Here is a 5,783-nt window from a genome sequence, read left to right as displayed (position 1 = left end):
TTATTATGAAAGCTTATTTAGAGACAGCGAAGAAACGATTTGAGGATTCATTCGGTAGAGTATTATTTGATGTTGACATCGAATATTATGAAGAGTTACTAGATCGTTTTCTGTGTAAATGTCAGAAACTTCATCAGGAAGAAACACAATACAGGATCAATTTGATTGAATTACTTTCTCATCGAGATGGGATTGTATCTGAGATTGAAGAATCGAAACGACAGCTTGATGATAATGATATTGACTCGCTTTCTCCTACATCGAGTTTAAATTCTAAATATGCGGTTCTTGCAAATAAAGAAAAGCTACTTGAGATCATACAGGAATTATATGAACAAAAATATGTTTATGATGAGAAGATAGTTAACATCAAAGCAGAGCTTAAAAATGCTCAAAGATTAAGTCTCAAATTGAAGATAATGCTTCAAGAAGTTAAAGATCAATTGACTTTGCAAGATATCATCAAGTCTCAAGCCAGCAAACAAGTTGAATTTACGTTTGATGAACAAATAAAAGAATTAAATGAAAAGATTGGCCAACTAAATGTGACGAAAAATATTCTTACTGAGCAACTGTCTGAATTTACTGATAAAAAACGTACTCAAGAAATTAATGACCAGTTCAAAGAGTCTTTGAAATTTGCACAGGCTGAATTAGGTATACAAGATCCTGTCATAGGGACAATCCTTCAGTATGGAAACATTACCAAGAGTGAAACAGGAAGTCGTGGGCCGAGAGCTATACTTGCGTATCACTATGCTCTTCTAAAAACGATTGAAGAAAAATCGACGATACCTATGCTCCCAGTCGTAATTGATTCCCCAAAACAGCAAGACCCAGACAAGAATACGACGAAGAAGTTATTTGATTTGTGCATTGATGGTTTATCAGGTAAAAATCAGCTTATTATCGGTTCAGTTTCCTTTGAGCGAGATACTGATGTATTCAAAACATTGACCATGACTGATAAGTATAGCTTATTGAAGCCAAGTTTATACGATGAAGTTTATGAACAAATAATGCCTCTATATCAGCAGACTGTATTGTCATGATAGCTAATAACCCCACAACCCTTTAGTGAGGATATGACTTAGGTCATTAGATTCCATTTATTAGTATTAGCTGATATATGGAAAACATAATAAAATGTTGTTTGTTCTATACTTCGTTAAAACTCACTTTGGGCAGTGGCCTCCATAATTCAGGGCCACACGACTTAACAATCTGTTCCTTCTGAAAGTCGGAGGGCATCCTCCAATTCAACACCAAGATAACGGATAGTATTATCTATCTTTGTGTGCCCCAATAACAACTGGACTGCACGAATGTTCTTAGTTTTAGCATATACAAGTGTTGCTTTCGTTCTCCTCATCGAGTGAGTGCCATAAAAACTTGGGTCCAGTCCAAGATTTAATGCCCAAGTTCTAGCGAGATGTCTATAGTATGAATAGCTAATCGGTTGCTGCTTACGTCTCAAACTTGGAAAGAGATAATCGCCAACAGTCAAGGAGGTGGAAAGTATCCATTTAATTAAGCTATATTGAGTCTTTGGGGTAATCTCAAATTGAACTTCAATATCAGTTTTCCGTTGAACATGTTTAACCCTATCAAATACCATACCTTGTGACGAAACATCGCAAACTTTGAGAGGCAGCAAATCACTTGCTCGGAGTTTGCTATCGATTGCCAAATTGAGTAAAGCTAGTTGCATTAGGTTATTCTCGATCTCAAGTCTTGTTCGACTGCGCCAGATTTCTTCAAGCCTAAACGGTTTTTTGATAACGCTACGTCGACTTTTGTTTGATACGACCATAATGATCTCCTTTTTGGGTAATTCGTCATCATGATTGTAGCCTTTTGAAGATGGGTGAAATTTGTCAGTGCTTTTGATCTAACTTGTAAGGCTCGGATTAGCGAAAATCTACTAGGTAACAGCCGCAGTGTCGTGATCCACGATATTTCTCGATAAATTTCACGACAAAGCCATACTGGCTTGATCCCACCATATGGATAGTTATCGCATACACAGTGGGAGTCATCATCAATGTCCATCTATAGAATGAAACTGTCTTAGTCACTCTGCCGATGTCTGTGGTTTTATCTCAAGATGCCCGTATAGATCACCATTTACTGTAGCTTCGCCCTCCGATTGAAAGTCAGCTGACACCTGGTATAAGATTGGATAGATATTTCCAAAAACCTTCTTGTTCTGCTAAGACTGCCAATTTTTTATACTTATCCGCCAATTCAAATTCTTCTTGACCAGTTAGATCTACTAAACGAACACCTCGAGAATCAAAAATTTCGTTTTGAAATGCTTTGAGCAAATCTGCATCTTCATCGGCATTTAGTATTTCTAGGATTTGTGGACACCATAAATCATTTAAATCTTTTGGTGCATAGAACAAAGTCTTACCTAACCACTTCCGCATAGGTTTTATGTCTAAATTTTGTTCATTAGCTTTATCAGTTGCTGAACTAAGCCAGGAATAAAATTCTTCCGAAGAGAAACTTCCATCATCTGTGATCCCAGGTGCGCGTTTAACGTTAGAAATAATTTTGTATGCTAATTTTTTATATTGGTGTTCACATTAATGTGCTTAGAAACAAGTACCTGATACCACTCTAAATAGTATAATGGTTCGTTTGCTATCCGTTTTTCTAAGTAGGTTGCTTTTACTTGACTTTGATGAGTATCAAATATCCAGACAGAGTATAGGATTTCTAAATCAGCTTTCTGCACTAAATTTAAAGCTTCACTTTCTTGGAGATTTTCGATTAAGCATAATGCAGCTTGACGATCCAAAATAACGGCCTCTTGAGAGTCTCCTGATGTAGCCACCTTAACTAACAACTCCCATACTTCCTCATCAGAAAACAAGTCTGAAAACAGTAGTTTTAATCTCCATATAAGATTTACAGCAACGCTGCACCTGTTAGCTCCTATTAGCCTATTCAAGCAGTCTAGAGCTTCTTTTTCTGTCTTATATATGTATATTGCATAGTTATTTATTCTCGCTTGCATCCAGTAACGGCTTAGAACATCATCTTTTAAAATCCTGTCAACGTATACCCAGAGCCTTGGCGTCGCTGGTAAGATCAAGAACAATTTCAACCAGTCTTCTTGTTCCCACTGTTCGGAATCAATCGTATTAAATAAATCTGAGTGTTTTTCATAAAGATAAACCAGTACTACATGTGAAAATTGACTGCAATTGTGATTCAAAAGAGTTGTAATTAATGAATGAGAAATTTCTTCCAGAGTAAGCTCATTACTTATCGTTTCCGCTAATATTTTCTGTGATTCCACTATATTTGCAAGTTTAAAAACTGAGTCGAACCCATATGTGTTGATTATCTCACGAAGAGCTATACAACGCTCTTTATCAAGATAGATTTCATTGTCACTGTAGTCTTCATATTTGCTCTGGCCTCTCCAATTAATGGAAAATAAGCGCTTATACTTAACATAAAGATTAGATGGTTTGAGGTTAGATATTATGTCTTTAATACGTATAATCTGTTCATTTGACATGGCCCAATCAGTTGAAGCGAAATATTAATGCTTGTCAGAAAGACTCACTAATCTTTCCCAAAGCTCGTCTTGGGTTTCAAATGTAAGGTGAGCTAATTTGCGCTTGAATAACACCAACGCTTCTAAGAAAATGGAATATATCAAGTTATCAAGACTATCCACTAATTGTACTAATCGGGAACAATCATTGTCGGCCATATTAATCAACATGCGTCCGATCTCTTCATATCTCCTTACAGCTTCAACGCTAGTAAGTTTTCTTTCAAGTTCTTTTGATTCCCATGCCCGCCACTTTGGCTTAGTGGTCCCATAAGACATGGTCTTTGAGAGCAAATTTGTCAATACCTCCCATGCTAATTGCGGGTTGTACCTCGTAAGAGCTTTTAAGGAAGCTTTATATTTGTTTAGGTCCGCAGAATTATTAACGCCCCATGGCCAAAGCAGTGTCGACAATACTTTTCCTGGCTTATTGGCCCAATTACTATCTTTATTCAGGTCCATTGAGTCTAATTTAGCCAAGGCTATAACTACTCTTTGAAGAGAGTTAGGCTCCCAAGCAAGCACTTCAAATGCCCAAATTATTCCTGTTAAATAATTAGTGCGAATAATTCCAGTAGATCGCTCTTGTTCAAATAGCTTGGCGATTGGACTCTGTTGACTATCAATAGCTTGATATAAACAACGGAAAAAAATTTCAGGCACTAATTCTGCCATATCAGGTAGTTCTTTCTGGATTCCTGCCCAAACTTTCCAATCTACAGAGCTAAGAAGCTCTTTGACTAAGTCAGGTACACAATACTGAGAGGACTGTTTTGTAACGCTGGAAAGATGCTCTTTATGTAATTCAATTAGCATAATTGTTTCAATAAGGTTCGATTTTAGTGAGCTACTATACGGAAATCTCTTATCATAAATAACAGCAGCAAAACGATCCTCTGGCTCCAAATCAAATTGGGGATCTGGGGTCGTATAAACTCTGATGAAGATGCGACTAAAACAACGTAAGTGCTCATCATACAAATATGGGGCATAAGTTGACCATAGCTTTTTTCGGTCAGCAACACACCAAATTTGCTCTTTATAGTTGAGAATATCTTCTATACGATTCCGATAGGTTCGAACACGTTCAATCCATCGGTCGTAGGGTTCTGCAACTAATTCTTCAATAAGATCTTTATCACACTGATTAGACTCATCCCATCCGCCTAATAGGCTAAGTAACGCGATATCTAGATTTGAATCATTGGAAGAAAAACCATAGAAATGCTGATTGCGATTGTCTACATGTTGGCTGCCAATCAGTGTTCCTATCCTACTATTACCCGAAAGCTTTACTGTACTTTCTACTTTTTTTCGTTGTAATCTCCCAAAATTATATTGCCGGAGCCTGTATGATTTAAATTGTGACCAGAACCTGAATGCTCTTGATGTGTTCCGGTTATCTGGGAAGGGTTCTTAACTTTAGCTAACAAGGCCGCAATATTTTCACTTTTTCCTAGGGGCTGTTGACGTTTTGCGAGGGATGATTAGGCAGCATGATGATTTGGTATAATTACTTTCGCCAAAAAACAACCAGACCTCACCATCATGCCGCGAACTATGTTAACAGATCTCTATTGGAATAAGCTATCTGCATTAATGCAACATACCGGTTGGGTTTATGACAAACCTGAACACCGTTTGACCTTGGAAGGGATCCTTTACCGAATGAGAACGAGCATCCCCTGGCGCGATTTACCGACAAAATTCGGTAAATGGAATAGCGTCTTTTCACGTTTTAATGCCTGGTCGAAGAAAGGTATTTTACAGCTTATTTTCAAATGGTTATCTGATATTGCGGATACAGAATGGTTGTTTATTGATGGAACTATTGTTCGTGCTCACCAGCATAGTGCTGGAGCAGCCTCAGATAACGATGAGGCGATTGGTAAAAGTCGTGGCGGGCGTTCAACCAAGATCCATTTAGCGGTAGACAGCGGAGGTTTGCCCGTTCATTTTGAACTCTCCGGGGGACAGGTTCACGATAGTGTTCATGCGGAAAGTCTTGTCTCTGAGTCCCCCTCATCCGAAGTTGTTATCGCTGACAAAGGATATGATAGCCAGCCTTTCAGAACATTTATTGAACAACGAGAAGCCACCCCGGTGATCCCTTACCGCAAAAATAGTCGAAAAGCAGGCCAACATATTGATAACTGTTTATACCGTTATCGCCACTTAGTGGAAAATGTGTTTGCCAGAATTAAACATT

At 37.9% G+C, this 5,783-nt stretch carries 5 protein-coding genes and 1 pseudogene; 2 read left to right on the top strand and 4 right to left on the bottom strand.

What is annotated here, in order from left to right:
• A pseudogene (locus AAC147_RS06640) lies at positions 1 to 1,052 on the top strand (AAA family ATPase); the annotation flags it as partial.
• A 164-nt stretch (positions 1,053 to 1,216) separates the two neighbouring features.
• On the opposite strand, the gene AAC147_RS06635 reads toward AAC147_RS06640, so the two are convergent.
• The 4 genes from AAC147_RS06635 to AAC147_RS06620 all read right to left on the bottom strand — a co-directional run bounded on the left by AAC147_RS06635 (position 1,217) and on the right by AAC147_RS06620 (position 4,390).
• Complete coding sequence (locus AAC147_RS06635; RefSeq protein ID WP_047686023.1) at positions 1,217 to 1,813, bottom strand: tyrosine-type recombinase/integrase; 597 nt, start codon at positions 1,811 to 1,813, stop codon at positions 1,217 to 1,219.
• Positions 1,814 to 2,156: 343 nt separating this feature from the next.
• Entirely contained in the window at positions 2,157 to 2,408 is a 252-nt protein-coding gene (locus AAC147_RS06630; protein WP_047686020.1) for a hypothetical protein, read from the bottom strand.
• A gap of 158 nt (positions 2,409 to 2,566) precedes the next feature.
• Positions 2,567 to 3,535, bottom strand: coding sequence for a hypothetical protein (locus AAC147_RS06625; protein WP_047686018.1), 969 nt, complete (start codon positions 3,533 to 3,535; stop codon positions 2,567 to 2,569).
• A 24-nt stretch (positions 3,536 to 3,559) separates the two neighbouring features.
• Positions 3,560 to 4,390, bottom strand: coding sequence for a hypothetical protein (locus tag AAC147_RS06620; protein WP_047686015.1), 831 nt, complete (start codon positions 4,388 to 4,390; stop codon positions 3,560 to 3,562).
• Positions 4,391 to 5,122: 732 nt separating this feature from the next.
• Between AAC147_RS06620 and AAC147_RS06615 the strand changes: the two genes are divergently transcribed.
• Positions 5,123 to 5,783, top strand: a 661-nt coding sequence (locus tag AAC147_RS06615) for an IS5 family transposase (protein ID WP_047686025.1), incomplete at its 3' end; no start/stop codon positions are given.

It is taken from the genome of Xenorhabdus sp. NBAII XenSa04 (assembly GCF_963866145.1).
In the GTDB taxonomy this organism is placed as follows: domain Bacteria; phylum Pseudomonadota; class Gammaproteobacteria; order Enterobacterales; family Enterobacteriaceae; genus Xenorhabdus; species Xenorhabdus indica.
This window is presented reverse-complemented; position numbering and strand designations above follow the sequence as displayed.

What these genes read in the sequence shown, in the direction of transcription:
- AAC147_RS06620 (WP_047686015.1), bottom strand. Translation starts at nt 4,390, where the DNA reads ATGCTAATTGAATTACATAAAGAGCATCTTTCCAGCGTTACAAAACAG.
- AAC147_RS06635 (WP_047686023.1), bottom strand. Translation starts at nt 1,813, where the DNA reads ATGGTCGTATCAAACAAAAGTCGACGTAGCGTTATCAAAAAACCGTTT.
- AAC147_RS06625 (WP_047686018.1), bottom strand. Translation starts at nt 3,535, where the DNA reads ATGTCAAATGAACAGATTATACGTATTAAAGACATAATATCTAACCTC.